The organism is Pseudoalteromonas sp. L21, assembly GCF_021728035.1.
Taxonomy (GTDB): Bacteria; Pseudomonadota; Gammaproteobacteria; order Enterobacterales; family Alteromonadaceae; genus Pseudoalteromonas; species Pseudoalteromonas arabiensis.
Genome location: NZ_JAKKCV010000002.1, coordinates 177,591 through 193,925, shown reverse-complemented (window position 1 = coordinate 193,925; position 16,335 = coordinate 177,591). Strand labels below are relative to the sequence as shown.

Annotated in this window: 10 protein-coding genes; 3 read left to right on the top strand and 7 right to left on the bottom strand. The window is 38.8% G+C overall.

Annotation, left to right across the window (positions count from 1 at the left end; all coding sequences use genetic code 11):
• Positions 1 to 14: 14 nt before the first annotated feature.
• Positions 15 to 1,511: a phospholipase D family protein gene (locus tag L3V41_RS06085; protein ID WP_237127346.1), complete on the bottom strand. Its 1,497-nt coding sequence runs from the start codon at positions 1,509 to 1,511 to the stop codon at positions 15 to 17.
• Between the two features lie 198 nt (positions 1,512 to 1,709).
• Entirely contained in the window at positions 1,710 to 1,904 is a 195-nt protein-coding gene (locus L3V41_RS06080) for a (2Fe-2S)-binding protein (RefSeq protein ID WP_054554573.1), read from the bottom strand.
• Positions 1,905 to 2,434: 530 nt separating this feature from the next.
• Between L3V41_RS06080 and L3V41_RS06075 the strand changes: the two genes are divergently transcribed.
• Positions 2,435 to 3,025 carry a hypothetical protein gene (locus L3V41_RS06075; protein ID WP_237127345.1) on the top strand — a complete coding sequence of 197 codons (591 nt, stop codon included), beginning with the start codon at positions 2,435 to 2,437 and terminating at the stop codon, positions 3,023 to 3,025.
• 146 nt (positions 3,026 to 3,171) lie between these two features.
• Here L3V41_RS06075 and L3V41_RS06070 read toward each other — a convergent pair whose 3' ends face one another.
• The gene (locus L3V41_RS06070; RefSeq protein ID WP_237127344.1) at positions 3,172 to 3,609 is read right to left on the bottom strand and encodes a hypothetical protein; all 438 of its coding nucleotides are present in this window, start codon (positions 3,607 to 3,609) and stop codon (positions 3,172 to 3,174) included.
• 296 nt (positions 3,610 to 3,905) lie between these two features.
• On the opposite strand from L3V41_RS06070, the gene L3V41_RS06065 reads away from it, so the two are divergent.
• Positions 3,906 to 6,176: a CHRD domain-containing protein gene (locus L3V41_RS06065; protein WP_237127343.1), complete on the top strand. Its 2,271-nt coding sequence runs from the start codon at positions 3,906 to 3,908 to the stop codon at positions 6,174 to 6,176.
• A gap of 88 nt (positions 6,177 to 6,264) precedes the next feature.
• On the opposite strand, the gene L3V41_RS19995 is transcribed toward L3V41_RS06065, so the two are convergent.
• The 3 genes from L3V41_RS19995 to L3V41_RS06050 all read right to left on the bottom strand — a co-directional run bounded on the left by L3V41_RS19995 (position 6,265) and on the right by L3V41_RS06050 (position 8,861).
• Positions 6,265 to 6,750 carry a DUF6436 domain-containing protein gene (locus L3V41_RS19995; RefSeq protein ID WP_062567560.1) on the bottom strand — a complete coding sequence of 162 codons (486 nt, stop codon included), beginning with the start codon at positions 6,748 to 6,750 and terminating at the stop codon, positions 6,265 to 6,267.
• Between the two features lie 13 nt (positions 6,751 to 6,763).
• Entirely contained in the window at positions 6,764 to 8,230 is a 1,467-nt protein-coding gene (locus L3V41_RS06055; RefSeq protein WP_237127342.1) for a methyl-accepting chemotaxis protein, read from the bottom strand.
• Positions 8,231 to 8,306: 76 nt separating this feature from the next.
• On the bottom strand, positions 8,307 to 8,861 hold the full coding sequence (locus L3V41_RS06050; protein WP_237127341.1) for an isochorismatase family protein: 555 nt from the start codon (positions 8,859 to 8,861) through the stop codon (positions 8,307 to 8,309).
• 170 nt (positions 8,862 to 9,031) lie between these two features.
• Here L3V41_RS06050 and L3V41_RS06045 point away from each other — a divergent pair, with 170 nt between their 5' ends.
• Positions 9,032 to 13,567, top strand: a complete 4,536-nt coding sequence (locus L3V41_RS06045) for an EAL domain-containing protein (protein ID WP_237127340.1) — start codon at positions 9,032 to 9,034, stop codon at positions 13,565 to 13,567.
• Here L3V41_RS06045 and L3V41_RS06040 read toward each other — a convergent pair.
• Positions 13,545 to 16,328, bottom strand: a complete 2,784-nt coding sequence (locus tag L3V41_RS06040) for a response regulator (RefSeq protein ID WP_237127339.1) — start codon at positions 16,326 to 16,328, stop codon at positions 13,545 to 13,547. The two genes, L3V41_RS06045 and L3V41_RS06040, sit on opposite strands and share 23 nt — an antisense overlap.
• Positions 16,329 to 16,335 lie beyond the last annotated feature (7 nt).

Here is a 16,335-nt window from a genome sequence, read left to right as displayed (position 1 = left end):
GTTTGCAGTTATAACTAGAGTTCATCCTCAATCGGAAACAGCGATATAAACCAAACTTGAAAACGCCGCCATGATGAGGTTTGTGGTTCTTTTTCAAACTGTTTGTTGTTTACTGTATCAAGCCAAATTAGCTGGTCATCATTTGGATTCTTCAATTCTACTTTCCAAGCATAGTCTGGCATTTTTTTATCAACCCAGTGCGCTAAAAAATGACTGAGTTTTTCACTATTAATTAATACGCCCATTTCAGTATTTAGGTCAAAAGAGCGCGGATCGAGATTCATAGTACCAACGAAAATTTTCTTATCATCGATCGTCATCGTTTTTGCATGAAGGCTTGCCTGTGATGAGCCCGTCACCTTACGCCCTGCTTTGCGTTTAATAGCAACTAAGTCGCTAGGTTTTAATTCCCAAAGTTTAACGCCACCACGAATTAAATCTGCACGATACTTCTTGTAACCCGCATGCACAGCAGAAACATCAGTCGCTGCTAATGAGTTAGTCAGTACGGTAACATCTACCCCTTTTTTTACCCAACTGGTTAGCAACTCAACGCCCTGCTCTTTAGGGATAAAATATGGTGAGACTATAATTGCTTTATGCTCTGGTTGACCCATCTCTTTGAATAAAGATGGCGACATATTAGCTGATTTTTCACTCACATCATTGAGCAGCTTATCAGGGTGGTCGAAGAATAAAGTCGACTCTTGCCAATCAAACTGGATCTCATCGTTTTGTAAACGCTTCACAAACTCACTTTCACGAAGTTGCTCTACATAGTTGCTGTCTTGGTTTTGCAAAACATAGGTTCGTAAGCTTTCTGTGATATTAACAAGAGATTGTTCATCACGACTACCATGCAAATCTTCAACGGGGTACGATAATTGATGATTCCAATATAAATCAAACGCTTTTGATGCTTTGGGTACAATGTCACCTGCGCTCATTACGTCTAAATCAATAAACTCTGAGTGATCTTCCGCGGAAAAATATGCATTACCAATATTTCTGCCGCCAGTAATAAAAACTTTATTATCAACAATAAAGCTTTTGTTATGCATTCGTCTTGAAAGCAGGCTGTAATTACTCACAAAACCCAATGCTCTAAAGCGGCGATTAGGAAACGGGTTAAACAATCTCACTTCGATATTGGGATGGACAGCCAACGCTGCTAAATCAATTTCACTATCGGCTTGAGATAAGTCATCAAGTAATAATCTTACTCTTACGCCGCGATCAGCCGCTTTGAGTAAAAAAGCGGTGAATAAAATTGTTGTTTGCTGCCTGTGATATAAATAATACTGCACATCAATGGTGTGCTCTGCAGAATCAATGAGCGCCAACCTTGCGACAAAGGCATCGACTCCATCTACTAAAGGATAAAACCCTGATAAACCAGGATGAACATTCCCCACTGCATCTCCTATTGTACTGGGTGTATCAGCTTTAATAGCATAACTTGGTTGGATAGACTCTCGAGAAGGTAATTGCGCACAACCTGCCACTATCATAAAAAAAATTGCACAAAAAAGATATTTGGGAGAGTCAATTATCATGGCTTCCTACCCGTGACTGTGTGATACACACATTGCTTTGATATAACCCTAATAAATGAGGGGATTAAAAGCAAATAAAACGCGTACGAAGTGATAAAGATAAGGCAGAAAGGTAAGAAAAATAGTTAAATAAACACGTTTAAGAGCAAGTAATTATGCTACTTGCTCTGTGATGTCTGCGATTTCAATGAGTTTACGGTTAAGAATCTTTTTACAGCAACCGCAACATTTACCACATTGGCTACCCACTTGTAGCTCTTTTGACAGATCGCGCATCGTCATTGCGCCATCATCAATAGTTTGTTCGATTTTTTTATCAGTCACACCATGGCATAAACAGATATACATGAATGCAAACCACTCTCATTTCTCTTGATGGTCAGCATATTAATCTAAACGGTAATAGTTCGCAATAGTGTTTTAGTGAAATTTGTATAACTTTCATACTGGAACTTCCTAAATGGCATACAGCTGAAAAATTTCTTCTTATATTTTGAGTGGTTAGTTGATGACGAGTACACAAAAAAATTTTCAACGTTGAGATATGTTTTAGCTTATGAAAAAAGAGGTAATCAGGTTTTGTAAAGGATATAACGAATAGCTAAGCTAGAGTGAACAATTTTGAATGACAAAGCATACTCACTTTCAAGGGAGCAGTGTTAAGATAATAAACTCTTTATAAATAACAAACGATAGTTAACACTTTAGTTGATAATAAAACTCTGTTTTTGCTATTTTATCTCAAATGCTTGATTTTTAAACGAGGACACATGGAAGCGCCTACTATTGAATTAACACGCGACAATTTTAAATCCATCTTTTTTCAGACTTTAATAAAAACAAAAGTGCAGCCTGAGATACCGATTTTAAGATGTGCTGTGCCCTTACCTAAAGCACAAAGATTAAAAGCAAAAATAATCACAGCTGCTGTATTCATTATTGCATGTCTACTTGTTTGGCAAACACAATCCGGTGCGGTCGCTATTGGCGCCGCGATCATTACCTATCTTAGTTACTTTTTAATTCAGATGTTTATTGCCAATAAACGTTACTTTATTCAAGAGTCCCCACTATGCGAAATTAAAATTAACCAAGAACAAATTTACTTACCAGCTCTTTTATTTGATGACAGAAAAGCACGGACACTTGAAAGAGAGGATTTACTTAATGTTGAAGCCGTATGGAATTTCACACGCTCCAAAAGCGGCTACGATATTAACGACCCAGAGCCAAGACGAGCCTACCTATTTTCTGTTATTTTTAAAACTCGTTATGGTAACACGATTCCTTTAAATGACTGGAGTATAGAGCATCCTGAACTATTCAAAACACTTGTTGAATATAATTACCCAGTAACCATGATAAGAACAGCCAAACGCGGGTCACCTATAACGGTTCACACTAAATGGTTCTTCCTATTTGTTTTTATGTGTATTCTCATACATTCACTTATAAAGTATGTTATTTAGCGAACGTATGAATATGCAATTGGCAAAGCAACTACAAATTACCAGTACTCTGCCTATAGTTATAGCGATAAAATTTTGTAGCTTGATGCTGAAACAATGCTTTCTAACAAAACATATCTGAAAAGACTACCACTTAACTTTAAAACTTATGCTTTATTATTGAACAGCATACCAGAGTGAGTACTGGACGTAGGTGCGAATAAAGAGTTAATCATCGTAGAAACATTCCTTTTTACTGTAAGCTGAACTGCATTGATTTCTTCATCAAGCTGTTTATTAAGTTCAAATAAATCATTTTCTCGTTGTTCTGGAGCTAGCTCTTCGTTACTTTTTAAACTATTAATCTTATTTTGTAACTCCTTTATTTTAGCTACTAGCTCTTGTTGTGTTTGTGATGTTTTCGATTTAGCCTCTACTTCAGGATCAGAATCGACATCAGTTTCTTGTTGTTTTGAGTTTTGAAGGTTTGTTGCTTTTTCACTTGCTGGGTTTAGCTCATTTTTATTCTGCTGGTCCAATTTTTTATTTTGCTGATCCAATAATGGCTCTGTTAGTAATGAAGATGTGTATGAAGTTAACTGCATAGTTTTCCTATCGCGAATTTTTTGACGTTTTACTAAGTAATTAAAAAACTAATGCATAACCCGTACCTATATCAAAACCTATCAGCACTAAATTAAACTGCTATAACTGTTCAAATTATCTTTGCATGTAATTGCTATCTAACTCTTACTTCTTAAATTCGTCAAAAATCAATCCTAAAGGGGTGTGTTTTAACTTTTTAATAACCTTTTGTGATCGCTTTTTAAACACCTGTCGTAAGCCTTATTGAAATGGACACGTCGTACCGTCCGAACATACTTAGATATAAGGAAGAACGATGAAATACATACTCTTGGTAAGCAGCTTACTCCTAGTCACTGCTTGTAGTGATGATGACGACGATAATGAAGTGATTACCCCTCCCCCAGTACAAGAATTCAGTCCCAGCCAAACCTACTCTGTCACTTTGAGCGGCAAGCAAGAAGTACCAATGAATAACTCAATGCAAACCGCCACAGCAACCGTAGAGCTTGATGAAAGTTTAATGCAATTTCGTGCAACGCTAGATGCAAGCTCAGTAGAAGGGTTTAGTGCTGCGCACATTCATGATGGTGATTTGGGTGAGAATGGCGACGTTGCATTCGCTTTTGAAGCAACAAGTGAAGGTATGTATGAAGTGGCTATTACCGACCTTGATGAAAGCTCGATCGCTGATTTAATGGACGGGGATTGGTATATCAACCTCCACACTGAAGCATTCGCAGACGGCGAGCTCCGCGCACAAATAGTGCCAGATACAACGAGCATCATCACTTTCGCCTTAAATGGTAATCAGCAAGTTCCTATGAACGACACCGATGCGATGGGTTACGGTTACGCATCTTACGATAGTGCAAGTACAGAACTTAAACTTCGCGCAGTCACTATGGGTGTAGATGATGCAACAGCAGCGCACATCCACACAGGCAAATTAGGTTCAAATGGTGATGTGTTTGTGGTTTTAGAACAAGACGATGAAATTATGACTGATTGGGTTGTGCCTGAGGGAACCACCATTGACAGTGATACTCTTGCGGTGCTCTTAGATGGTGGACATTATGTGAACATTCACACCCCTGAATTTGCTAATGGCGAAATTCGCGGACAAATCCTGACTGATAATTACGCTGTGGCAACATTTGATCTTAGTGGTAAGCAAGAAGTGCCTATGGTAAACACCATGGCCAGTGGTGATGGCTACGCATTAGTAGACACAACTGACTACAGCGTAGAACTCACGGTTGTTACTTCAAACTTAGACGATGCAACTGCAGCACATATCCACACAGGTCGAATTGGCACTAATGGTGATGTACTCGTCGCTCTTGAACAATCAATGGGTGACAGTAACGTTTGGATGACTCCTGCAAATACCATGATAAATGCTGACATTTTTGCGGTGCTTGCTTCTGGTGGTCATTATGTAAATGTTCATACACCTGCTAATGCTGGCGGAGAACTACGAGGCCAAATACTTACCAACAACTTCGCGTTCACAAGCTTTACACTCAATGGTGAGCAAGAAGTACCTGCTGTTACCACCAATGCTAGTGGTGAAGCGTATGCTCTTATTAATATGAATAATTACGACCTCGAGCTTCGTGTAAACACAACAGGTGTAGATGACGCAACAGGCGCTCATATTCACACAGGTCGAATTGGCACTAATGGTGATGTACTTGTTGCACTTGAGCAGTCAACAACTGATGCCGGCACCTGGGTAACACCTGCCAATACAATGATAAACGCAGATATTTTTGCGGTACTTGCATCAGGTGGTCATTATGTAAATGTTCATACACCTTCTAATACAAGTGGTGAAATCAGAGGCCAAATTCTGACAGATAATTATCAATTAGTGACTTTCCCATTAACTGGCATGCAAGAAGTACCCGCAGTCGATACCATGGCGTCAGGCAGTGGTTATGCACTAGTCAATATGGATAATTACCACTTAGAGTTAAGAGCATTAACAGAGGGCGTAAGTGATGCAACTGCTGCGCACATCCACACTGGCCGCATTGGTATGAACGGTGATGTACTTGCGGCGTTAGAACAGTCAAGCGATAACATTAACCTATGGCAAACACCTGAAAACATCTTGATAGATGCAGATACTTTTGCAGTACTTTCATCAGGTGGCCACTACGTTAATGTGCACACGCCGGCTAATCCTAGCGGTGAGCTACGTGGGCAAATTTTAACTGATAACTATGTATTTGTGACCTTCCCGCTAAGCGGTGCACAAGAAGTACCAAGTGTTGTGACAAGCGCATCAGGTGATGGCTATGCATTAGTGAACACCCATGATTACAGTGTTGAACTACAAGTACTCACCTCAGGTGTGAGCGACGCCAGCGCAGCGCATATTCATACCGGTGTGACAGGTGAAAATGGCCCGGTATTGGTTGGCCTTGTGCAAGATAGCGATGATATGAATCGCTGGATGAGCAACGCTGGCTTGATGATTGATGCCGACACCTTTTCAGTACTCGCCTCTGGCGGTCATTATGTAAATGTACATACACCTGCTAACCCGAGTGGGGAAATTAGAGGCCAGATCCAGTAATCTATTCCTAATCCTGCTAATCCTAGTTGTTCTGAGGCCAATGTGATTTTGGCCTCTTTTTTTGTATCTGTTTGCTTAAAAGTTAAACTTAACCAATCTTACAATAACACCCTTTGGCATTAGAATTAACGAACTGACTATTAAAACCAGCACGTAAATTTTTAATTACCAACTCAACAAAACCGTTCTGACTCGAGCATGCTAAGCCTTTTGATAATGGCCCTGCATATGCCAACTCTTGATTATCTGAAATAAGTACCGCAGCCGGTTGCGCGGGTATAAGTGAAGACAAAGCCATACTCGGGGCTAGTTTTACTACTTTCACTCCCTGCTCGATAGCGTAGTCTGTTAAGCTCTGAATGTGCGCTTGTGAGCGCGCGGAACAGACACAGGTGTTTTCATCCACAATATACAAAGTATCGCCTTCGACTGCATTAAGCCCAACGGTATTTTGAAACAATGACAGCCAGTTTGGTTGCGACAGCGTGTTATCGGGGTCAAATGTTTCTGTTTGCTGGGTGTAAGCAAAAACTAAAGTAGCAAGCACAGTAACAACCCATAAAAGGGTCGCCACTGTTAATCTTATGCTATTTGAATTTAGCAATACCCTGCTCCAGCACATCAATACTGACATCAATTAACTGCACACGATCGGTTAGCTTTTCAATCATATGGTTATCATTGTCTTGATTAGCAATTAAGGCTTGTGAGTTCTCGGCAATTGCACGGGTGTTACCCGCTTGGTTTTGCACTACATGCGCAACCGATTGTGAGCTAGTGGCAGCACTATTTACTTGCTCCGTCATTTCAGTGATTTGTTGCTTCATTTGTGTGCTAATTGCCGATAGTTGCTCAATCAGAGTGATACTCCCTTGCATTGACTGAGTCGATGAAGCACTATTTTGCATCAAACTTTCAAGGGTTGTCGTTATTTTATCTGTGGTGTGTTTACTACGCGTTGCAAGGTTTCTAACTTCATCTGCGACCACAGCAAAACCGCGCCCCTGCTCACCGGCACGAGCCGCTTCAATAGCCGCGTTTAAAGCAAGGAGATTGGTTTGCTCAGCAATCGATGAAATCTCATTCAGTAAGTCTGAGATATGGCTACATGCACTTACTAATAGTGCAATATTTTGATCTGCCTCTTTAAGGTTACTAGCAAGCTCAGCGGTTTTGTTGTCTGTATTCGCCACCTCATTTAATGCCTCGCTCGCACTTAAATGAAGCTTTTCAAACTGGGTTTGTAGTTCATTACTTTCTTGCTCAACATGGGCAAAGCCTTCAGCAACGCGCTCACCTGATTGTGCAATATCAGCCGATAACTGCTCTCGGTGCAGTGCTTGTTGGTGCAGTTCATCATGTACTTCAAGCAATTGTTTAGACTGATTTTTTAAAACACTACTTTGACTTTGTACATCACCAATTACACTTGAAACAAAACCAAGAAGACGATTGAAGCCCGCCACCGCTTCACTGTGACTCTCATCGGCTCTTAGACTAATATTAATACTGTTTTCATCCGCCATAATTTGCTCTGTAGTATTACTTAACGAGAGCCCTGCACTGCGTTCACGGTGCAATGTTTTAGCGATGTAGCCCGCAACAATAGCTTCAACAATGGCATATACAGCATGGATAAGTACGGTACTAAAATACAATCTGTCAGGGTCAAAAACATATAAACCCATTTCATTGATTTGTAAAAAATAAAAACTTAAATGATGAACGGCAACAAACGCAAGTGCAGTAATAAACACTCGCCACTCAACAAACATGATTAGCACAGCCATCAATATAAAAATTTCAAAGTGAACTTCAATAAGTCCATAGCTTTGTTGGATGTGTAAAAACGAAAACATCATGCAGCCAGCTGCAACCACATGAGCGGTCAATTTACTACTTGGGAAGCGGTACAGCATCCAAAGCGGCAAAGACAGCAAAAGTAAGCCTGTGACCACACCGGTTAACAAGGTTGAGTAGATAAACCCTAATACCAAAGACTCTACAAATAAAAGAAGAAACAAATAGGTAAAAAGGCGGCGCACACTTGTCATAGTTAAAGCCTTAATTATTAAATTATTTACAAAAATACAATTAACCGAGCCTATACGGTTTGATGCGTATCATGGTTCACTTTATTAATGGCAATAATGCTCTAAATTGTTCAGTTCCTGCTTTTTCTAACCATTGAAATAACACACTTTCGGTACAGGTTATTATAGCTCCAGCCTGCGTAAGTTGCTTTGTTGCTATGTTTTTATGGTGTGAGTTGCGCGATGCAATAGCATCATCCACAATGAATAATTTAAAATCGGCAGTTAATAAATCTAAACACGTTTGTAAAACACAAACATGCGCTTCTGTCCCTGCAACAACAATTTGGGGACGATTAAAGCGCGATAGCGACTCTATAAAGTTTAACTCTAAACAGGCACTAAAATGTATTTTTTCTATGTTACAGCTTGTTGCCATAAAGTGGGCAAGCGATGGGTCGGTTGCACCTAGTTTTTCAGGGTTTTGCTCCGTAAAAACCACTGGAATATCAAAAAGAGATGCCCCTTTTAAAAGCTTTTCGGTATTATTAACAACCTCTGCAAACTCGCTAATAACAGGAGAAAGCCCAGCTTGTTCATCAATGATAAGTAAAATCGTTTGCGTTTTTTGACATATAAATGGATGACGCATAAAAGGCCTTGGGTCATTTTTAATTAATGTATTTATAGCACATAGATACATTTGTGTGCCTTAATTAACATTATGCTAAATTATCTTTTCTTACACGTTAATTACGTGCATATTTGTGCTATATTTTACTAAAAGTTTTGTGCAAATAATCATTTAGGGTTCAACATTCGGTGCCTAAACACTTTCTCCTAATTTTCATTTTTACTCTATTTGTATTCCCTAACGTTGCGAATGCGCAAAATTATGCTTTGCAAATTCAGCGACTTTCAACAGATGAAGGCTTAACTCAAGGCTCTGTTACTAAAGTTGTTCAAGATGATCTCGGTTTTATATGGATTGGTACTTACCAAGGTTTAAATCGTTATGACGGTTACCAGGTATCTCCATTTTCAGGAGAGCACATACTCGATCAGCGACAAATTGCCTTCATGGCAAAGACTAACAATGGAAAACTATTTGTAAGTACCGAGTTTTCAGGGGCTTTTTTAATTGACCCAAAATCTTTGCATGTTGAAAAAATCTATTCAGGAAAACTAAACCCTGAAGATAATTTTTTCTCTCCAATATTGGCTTTCGATGAAAGTGATAACGATTACTTTTTCGCTATAAACCAACACGTTTACTCCTACCACAAGCAATCAAAAAAGTTTTTACATGAATTCTCGATAAATAAAGAGGAACATTTTGTTCGCTCTCTGAAACTCTATGAAAACTCTCTATTTATAGGTACCTCAAATGGGCTGTTTTCTAAGAATCTCGCAGATGAGCATATTTCGTATATTCCATTGGCAAGTCAAAAAACCATCAACGATGACAACAAAAACGTTAAATTTTTGCATATCGATAAACAGCTAGGACTTCTCGCCGGAACGGTGGAAGGAATGTATAATATCCCTTTTAACAACAAAGAGTTACTTGAATTTGACAAAGCGAGGTTACTCATTTCAAAGCTCAATATATGGGATTATACCGACAGCCCTTTTGGTGAATATATAGTGACCGAAAAGGGCTTATTTGAATTTAATCGACAAACACTAGACGCTGAATTTGTTTTACGTTTCGACCAAAGCAAATTCAACATGACCGATAACACTATACCAGATGTCATGGTTGATAAAACGGGTCTGCTTTGGCTTGCGTCACGTTCGCAAGGGGTATTCACTTGGTCTACTTTGGCCAAGCGCTTTAAACATATCCAGTTGAAGAATGAACAAAGTTATTACGACAATAACATTTGGTCAATTATCCAAGATGACAATAATACCCTTTGGATTGGTACCGATAACGGCTTAATGAAATACAACCAGTTAACTAAAAAAACCACTGCGTACTTAGTTAACAATGATGAAAAAGCATTTCATGGTGAGCATGGTATTTATGGTATTAGCAAAGCACAACTAGATGATAATAACCGTTACCTATGGCTGATGAAGTATGTTGGATTGACGCTGTTTGACAAAAAAACAGGCAAAACAATACCCATTAACGGCAGTGAAAAAACAAAGGCATTTTTATCAACAGAGCCTAGTTGGGGTTTTCACGTTATAAAACCTGATCAATTTGCCTTTATAACGAATGACGAGTTTTACACTTATAACGGTAAAACTGGCGAATTAAATGTCATTAAAGGGCTTAAAGAGCAAGTAGATATAATTAATGCAAATTCATTTTTAAAGCCTTTCCCCAATTATCCTGATGAGTATGTGCTTAACCTGTCGGGTAAGCTCTATCGTTACAATGAATCCACCCAAAAGTTAACGCTAATATATAAAGTAGAAAACTATAACCCTTTAGCTTTCTTTCTAATAGATGACTGGGTCATCGATCACAATAATATGTTATGGCTAGCTTCATCACATGAAGGTTTAATAGGCTTAGACGCTGAAACCTATGAAGTTAAGCATCGTTTTGGGCAAGCATCTGGCTTACAGGCTAAATCAGTTTTTGGGCTTCAAATAGATCGTTTTGGGTTTTTATGGTTTAGCTCTCAAAACGGTTTATATCGTTTAGATTTGAGCTCATTTACGTTAGATCGCTATTTTATACGAGACGGTCTATCCGTTAACGAGTTTAATATAGATGCAGATACAACACTCGCTAATGGGCAAATAGCATTTGGTTCAACCCGTGGCGTCTTACTTGTCTCGCCAGAAGATTTTCTTTCTTCGCCAGTCAGTACGCAGAAAAACGCAACTGAAATTACCAGTGTTTCACTCTTATCAAGAGAGCTTAACTATCACCCCTATAAATACGCTGATAATGCGCTGCAACTCACCGCAGATGATATAGGCTTAGAGGTCACTTTTTCTAACTTTGACACATTAAATAAAGACACCACACGATATAAAGTGACTTTAGAAGGCCCTACGTCATTACAATACGACAAACTAACGACTAATAAGGTACTTTTTACAAAGCTTCCTCCTGGTGATTATGTGTTGTCGGTTTCATCTACTTCAGAGCTCACTAAAGCTGACACTGCAACCCGCCAGTTAAGGTTCAACGTGGCATATGCAATGTGGTCCTCTCCGTTTGCAATCGCTTGCTACACAGTGATTGTTTTGGCTATTTTATTTATTATTTTTTGGCAGTATCGTGCTCGTCAGCAAACGATCCGAAAAGCGCATGATGAGATCGTAAAATCCCAGCAACAAACTGAGCTTGCACTAAGTAGTAATAACAGTGGTGTATGGGAAGCTAACCTTAAAAATATGACTATACACCATAACCGTATAGCGGCTGAATTAGGTTATAAAGAATACGAGGATACAATTAAACTCACTGAATTTTTAAACCTGATTCACCCTCATGATCGACGCTTATTCATCAATCAATGGGACTCTTTTTCTAAACAGCTCAATCAACAACAGTGGAATGTAACCTACCGTCTAAGACACAAAGCAGGTCAATGGTTATGGTATCAAGATCTTGGCCGTGTCGTTGCAGCGGATGAAAATAATACACCGCTGAAAATATCAGGAATATATAGCAATATTACTGAGCAAAAAGCAAATGCACAGCAAGCCGCCGTGCTTGGGGAAGCCTTCGGTCAAATAAATGATTGGCTACTTATTTTAGATAATCAATTAAAGCCTTTTTCAGCTAATGCCAGTTTCAGCGAAGCCTTTGCCACACCGAATAACATTGCAGACTTGAGCTTAAAAGACTTCTTAGGTGCGATAGGAAAAGCGCACTACGTTGAGTTTTTGACTGTTTTAAAAACCCTCAAACCCAAACAAAACTGGAAGACAGAGGCATTTATCCGCACCTTAAAAAGTCCCGCTCACCCAGTACACATAAGTGTTACAGCCGTAGCAAAAGATCAGCAAACAATTAATTACTACGTTATCGTAATATCAGATCTAACAGAGCAAAAACGTGCCGAAGATGAGCTTAGATACCTAGCTAACTATGACCCTTTAACAGGCTTACCTAATCGTACGTTAATGCATTCTAAAATAAATATCTGTATTAATGAGGCCAGCAAAGAGAATAAATTAGCCGCTCTGTTGTTTATCGACCTAGATAAATTTAAACCTGTCAATGACTCTTTTGGTCATGCGGTGGGCGATCAGTTACTGTGCAACATCACCAGAAGAGTGAGTTTAATTTTACCTGACAATGCAATAATAGGCAGGCAAAGTGGTGATGAATTTTTAGTGCTAGTGCAAGACTTACACTCGCCTCAAAGCTTAAGTACCTTAGTTAAATCACTCACCGATGAACTAGGTAATAAAGTGGTTATTGAAGATTTTTCTATCAATATATCGGCCAGCATCGGGGTTGCTCTGTATCCATTTGATGCAACAACTGCGGATGACTTAATTCGCAACGCTGATATTGCAATGATGCATGCAAAACAGTCTGGCCGTAACAACTTTAAATATTTCACAGAGCAAATGAATAACCAGCTCACTAAAAAGTTGTTACTCGAAAACGCACTAAAAGATGCTTTTAAAGATGACGAGCTATTTAATAACTATCAGCCGATTGTTAATGCTAGGAATAAAACCATCAACGGTGTTGAGCTTTTAATGCGCTGGAAAAACGAGCAAGGATTTGTCTCCCCCGCCGAATTTATTCCTATCGCTGAAGAAATCGGTTTAATTGATGTCTTAACAGAGCAAGCACTTGAGCGCGCATTAACCGAGCTCAAGCCCCTTTTACGTGCAAACCCTCGCTTTTATTTGTCGTTAAATTTATCACCGATGCATATTTTGAAGTCAAACCTTACAGAGCGTTTGTTGATGATACTGAATAATCATTTGGTAAAACCAATTCAGCTGCGCTTGGAGATCACTGAGAGCACCTTACTTGAGGATAAAATAAAAGCATCAAAGCAGTTACAAAAATTAAAAAATGCGGGTTTTAAACTGTTACTGGATGACTTCGGGACAGGCTATTCTTCATTAACCTATTTAAGCCAATTTCCTATCGATGTTATAAAAATAGATCAAAGCTTTGTGCGTAACATTGGCCAAGATAAAAGTAACGAGTCAATCATCAAAACCATTCATGCGCTATCGACAAATTTAGGGCTTTATTGTATTGCTGAAGGTGTCGAAACCACAGAACAAATTAAGTTCTTAGAGAAGATGGGTTGTGAAGATCTACAAGGATATTATTTTGCTAAGCCCATGCTGATCGATGAGCTTAACAAGGAGTCTACCATCCAAGCTATTATTAGCCGTCTAAACGCGCTTTAAACCACTTATTTAGACAATTATATAGCTCATCTTTATTAATAGGCTTAGAAATAAAATCATCCATTCCTGCTTCAATGCAACGCTTTTGATCATCTTCAAAAGCGTTTGCGGTAATCGCAATTATAACAGCTCGCCCATAGCGTTCTGGCGCTAATTTAATCGCTTGAGTGCACTGATAACCATCCATATTTGGCATCTGACAGTCCATTAAAATAATGTCAGCCACAAAGCTCTCTAAGGCTTTAAGTGCTTCTACACCATCACTGGCTTGTTGAATTGTACACTGAGTTTCATGCATCATTTTATTGAGTACCAGTTGATTAACTGGATTATCCTCAACTATCAGTACATTGACACCTGCTAGCTCTGGCTTCTGAACAGATTGATTATCTACAAGCGTGGATTCACTTATTTGAGCAGGTACACAAAGTGTAAACACACTGCCCTTACCTTGTTCACTTTGAAGTTTCAGCTCACCTTTCATTAACTCTATAATACGCTTTGAAATCGCTAAACCAAGCCCAGTACCACCGTACTTTCGGGTTGTAGAAATATCAGCCTGAGTAAACTCAGTGAAAAGTATAGCTTGCTGGTCTGGCGAAATACCAATGCCCGTGTCACGAATACATACTTCAATTATTCCATCTTTGTAACGACTGGATAAAGTAATTTCACCTGAATCGGTAAACTTACCCGCATTACTTAAAATATTATTAATAACTTGGCTGAAGCGAAGCGGATCTAAGCTAACGTAATCGGGAATGTCTTTTGATATATCAAGTTCAAACGAAACGTTAGGCTTCACACACGTATTACTAAACACTTGCGCTAACTTATATAACAGCTTTTTCACCTCTACAGCACGATATTCTAATTTTAGTGCTCCAGCTTCAATTTTTGAAAAGTCTAAAATATCGTTAAGTATCAATAATAAATTGTTGGCACTTTGATGCACCATTGCCAGCTCTTCGCGTTCTTTTTCTGGTAAGGTTTGATTATCAAGAAGCAACTGCGTCATGCCTAAAATACCATTTAACGGCGTCCTTATCTCGTGGCTCATATTGGCTAAAAATTGCGATTTTGTTTTATTGGCATGATTTGCAGTTTTAACGGCCTCTACCAACTCATTTGTTTTATCACTAACTTGGCGTTCCAATTGTGCATTAAAGTCCTTAAGCTTGCTGTTAAGGTGCTCATTTTCATGGTTTACTTGACGTAGGCGGCTAAAGCTCAGTGTTAGTTTATTAGCTAAATTAGCAAACTGTGATTGCAACCTGCTTACTTCAAGCCAAGTATTAGGCAAATATGCATCTGTATTTGCCTGCTCAGGTTCAAATTTATCAATTTGTTCAGCTAACTTTGAAATAGGCGCAACCAACCAGCGGCTAAGCTGGGTTATAAAAATACTGGTCAATAAGATAATAAATACAATCATTACAATTGACTGCCCCCAAGCATGCACTGCAACATTGTTAGCATACTTGCGATTAAGCATAGTCAACACCACCCAGTTGTGCTCTGATGATCGTGCTTGACGAACATAAAACTGCTGCTCACTATCAGGGTTAAGCACCTTAAAGCGAGTCTCATCTGCAAACCCGCTCAACTCATTGTCTTTAATTTCCTGTAATTCAATAAAGTCATCTAAGGAGCTGTAAACCACTTTATTCATTGAATCTAACACGACTAACTCACCTTGATGGCTGAATAAACTAGGTCGTAACTTTGAAAAGTAATCAAACATCAATGAGCCTTCAACAATTCCTGTAAAGGTATCTTTAATATAGATAGGAGCAGAAACAGCCACGATAGGAAGCGCACCAAACCCACGTCCTTTAAAAATAGAAGACACATACCCAAGCCTATGGTTAGGAGCATTAATAAAGTAGTCTCTATCTGAAACATTTGGTTGGATCTTAGATTGCTCTAGGCTAATTGCTAAAGATTTAGGATAAAAATGAGTCACATCAGCAACTGCATTTGTAATGATTTGCGTTCTAAAATCAGGATATAACTGCGCCATGTTCTCTAACATTGCTTGTTTAGGAGCGCCTAAAGCAATACTTTTTGCAGTTAAAAGAACACCTTTTTTATGGTGCTCTAAGTGAGTATCTATGGTCTGCGATATTTCTTGTGCTTTTTCATAAAGTTGAGAATTGATCTCATACTCAATGCGTGAATAGTGATTATTGGTTAATACTATAGACGTTAAAATAACGACCAAAATAATGAGTAAAGTTACTATATAATTGAGTATTTTATATAACGAAGAATAGTATTTATACCATGAGTAACGGCTAAAGAAGAAGCTCAATAAATCAATGACAGACAAGTAAATCGCTGCATTGAGGCTGTATTTTGCCAAGGCTATGGCAATAGTCAAAATTGGCAAGCCCAATGTGAAATGACCAAAACTCCAAAGTAAGGGCAAGCCGACTATAAACCAAAATATCATACCGCGCAGGAACACAGGTCGGGCTTTACTTAAACAAAAAACGTGCAAAAAGATAAGTTCAAGAGCAAATACAACTGAGGGCCATGCATGCCCCCAACGATAAAAAATAAAGCCAGTGCTTATCACAAATGTGATAAGCGCAAATCGCCAACCAAATAGCAGTAAACTTAGGATGACAAAAAATTGCCCTAACAAAAATTCGGAGCTATCTAAGAAAAAGATAGGAAGTAGATTGGTAACACCCGCAACAGCTCCTAACAACACAGCTGCAAAAAAGCTAAAATATGGCGGTTTATGGACTAGCAAAGGCGGT